Origin of the sequence: Okeania sp. SIO1H4 (assembly GCF_010672695.1) — a bacterium.
Lineage (GTDB): Bacteria > Cyanobacteriota > Cyanobacteriia > Cyanobacteriales > Microcoleaceae > Okeania > Okeania hirsuta.
In genome coordinates this window covers 1-2,315 of record NZ_JAAHGB010000163.1, presented here as the reverse complement: position 1 = coordinate 2,315, position 2,315 = coordinate 1, and the positions used below count along the sequence as shown (strand labels likewise).

Below are 2,315 nucleotides of genomic sequence, written 5' to 3'. Positions count from 1 at the left end.
ACCCCAGAAATGCGAATAGCAGGGATTAGTGCAGAAGATACAAAGCGTCACCCTCGTTACTACTTGCCTGTGAGAACTAGCGTATTATGTCAATAAATTGCGCAAATTGTTAACTAAGTCGAAACTCTCCTACTGTTCCCTATTTATTTTCATTTGTTTACTTAAAAATTTAATTTTTTGCCATTTTCTGAAATGTTAATGCTAAAACCACTGTCTGATTTGCTCTTGTGAGCTATCTATATCAGGCCAAAGAGTTAGTTAGGATATAGACCGATCATGAACCTTAGACAGAGAAATGTTTTTCCCACTGTTGCCTTTTCCTTAGTATAGCACCTATTTTAGTGATTATATTAGCCATTGGAATTTTCTTGTTCCGGCTTAATATCAATTGTGATCTATATCATTAGTTAGTCAACAGAAGTATCACTAACTAAGCTTCATGTTATCACTAAGTTATACTTATGGGAATCACTTACTACCTACATCACAATATTAGATAATTACCTTGTATTTAAAATTAGCAAGGTAGGAAAAGTCATGGCACTCTTAATTCGTCTTTTAGGTGACTTTAATAAAAAAAAGAGTTCTCTGCTACAACAGAAGTTGAAACAAATTCTATCTAATAGCTCAGAACATTGCTGTTTAGTAGACCTTGCCACTATCCATTCCATTAATAATTATGGATTAGTGACTTTGGTCACATTACATCGTATTGCTAAGAAAAATAATTGTAACTTATATCTAATAAATTTGAACGATACAGTTAAATATTATCTAGAACTTACTGGACTAGACAGAAAATTTAATATTAAGCAGAATGTGAAAAATGTTAACTATACTCAGTTAGTAAACTAACTTTTTGTTCTCATATTATCAATCTGGACAAGTACGTTATTTGATGATTTAGAACTCACAACTCAAAAGAAAGGAAGGATCATATACTGTTATGTTGTCACTGTGGACATCAGCAAAAAATGTAGTTGTTAAACCATCTACATAGCGATTAAACATACAAAAAGCTGCTGCAATTAATTACTGTGTCGTGAATTTCTCTATCTGTTGCACCTACGTTTTTTGCCTGTTGAATATCATCTTCAGAAACTTGTTTACCACCAAGCTGTACTTTTGCTGCTATTTTCAGTAGCGCTTTAAGTTTGTCGGTAATATCTGTATTCTCAACGTTGTCATAAACTGCATCAACGAAATTACTATTGTGTTTGAGTAGTTGTTTTGCAACTGTACCATGAACACCCGTGCAAAAGTTACATTCATTTCGGCGGGATACATAAGCACCTATTAGTTCCCGCTCCTCAACTGATAGGGGTGAGTCTCCTCTCAACAAGGTTTCACTCAATTCTAACAACAGTTTACCTGTATCCGGTCGATATTTCATTAAACCCGCAATGCCGGGAAAGCCTAATGGTATATCTATATGTGCCATCTGTCGCTCCTCTTCTTTTTTTTTACTAACTAAATATTTAGTTAGTAACTAAATAAAGCTTTTAAATGTTGTTTGTCAAGAGTTAACGAAGCAAATGCTAATATTAATTAGCTAAGGATTAAGGCCAAAATATGGCCATAGTAATTAGTGTAAAGCTTGGCCTTTTCATATCAAGGCAGTAAATTTTTTGGGAGTCTATTTATAACAGTTGTGAAGCATCAAGGCAAGAAAAAACCATCGCCTAAGAAGAAAGAAAGGTTGCGCGATCGAGAAGCAACAAAAGCAGAAATTTTAGATGCAGCAGAGGAGGAATTTGCGAAATATGGTTTAGCTGGGGCAAAGATAGATGCGATCGCAGCTCGTACAGGAGTAACAAAAGCCATGATTTACTATTATTTCAAAAGTAAGGATGCTTTGTATCAGGAGGTTTTTCAACGCTTGGTCAGAGAACTTAATCAAATTATTCAGCAGTCGCACCTGGAGCAGTTGCCAGCAGAAGTAGCTTTGAAAATGGTAATACATTCAGCGATCGCCTACGAAGCATCTCATCCCTATAGAGGGAGACTGTGGTTCCATGAAGCAATTCAAAATCAGGGTAAATAGGGAAAATTAACTGGTTGGCAAGATAGCTTTGTATTTTTAATGGATATTTTGGAGCGGGGAATAGCAGAAGGAAGTTTCCGGCAGGTCGATCCATTTTTGACAACTATTAGACTTGTCGCTTTATAATATCAAATCCGGTAGCATCGGTATAAAAAAATTAAACCTGATAAATTAAGGGATGAATAGTAAGAGTTGGGCGATCGCCATGCCGAGATTGTTAAAGCTAGAACCACACAAAAGTATCGAAGAGTTGGAAAAACTCTACCGACAA

The 2,315-nt window shown here is 35.6% G+C and carries 3 protein-coding genes; 2 read left to right on the top strand and 1 reads right to left on the bottom strand.

Going from position 1 to position 2,315, the window contains the following annotated elements; genetic code table 11:
- Window positions 1-537 precede the first annotated feature (537 nt).
- On the top strand, window positions 538-855 hold the full coding sequence (locus tag F6K06_RS33380) for an STAS domain-containing protein (protein ID WP_124142662.1): 318 nt from the start codon (window positions 538-540) through the stop codon (window positions 853-855).
- Window positions 856-1,003: 148 nt separating this feature from the next.
- Here the strand turns inward: F6K06_RS33380 and F6K06_RS33375 are convergent, their stop codons facing one another.
- Window positions 1,004-1,441 carry a carboxymuconolactone decarboxylase family protein gene (locus F6K06_RS33375; protein ID WP_124142663.1) on the bottom strand — a complete coding sequence of 146 codons (438 nt, stop codon included), beginning with the start codon at window positions 1,439-1,441 and terminating at the stop codon, window positions 1,004-1,006.
- A 156-nt stretch (window positions 1,442-1,597) separates the two neighbouring features.
- On the opposite strand from F6K06_RS33375, the gene F6K06_RS33370 reads away from it, so the two are divergent.
- Entirely contained in the window at window positions 1,598-2,044 is a 447-nt protein-coding gene (locus F6K06_RS33370; protein ID WP_287245195.1) for a TetR/AcrR family transcriptional regulator, read from the top strand.
- Window positions 2,045-2,315: the final 271 nt, after the last annotated feature.

Coding starts and splice junctions, on each gene's coding strand:
- F6K06_RS33380 (WP_124142662.1), top strand. CDS start 538: ATGGCACTCTTAATTCGTCTTTTAGGTGACTTTAATAAAAAAAAGAGT.
- F6K06_RS33375 (WP_124142663.1), bottom strand. CDS start 1,441: ATGGCACATATAGATATACCATTAGGCTTTCCCGGCATTGCGGGTTTA.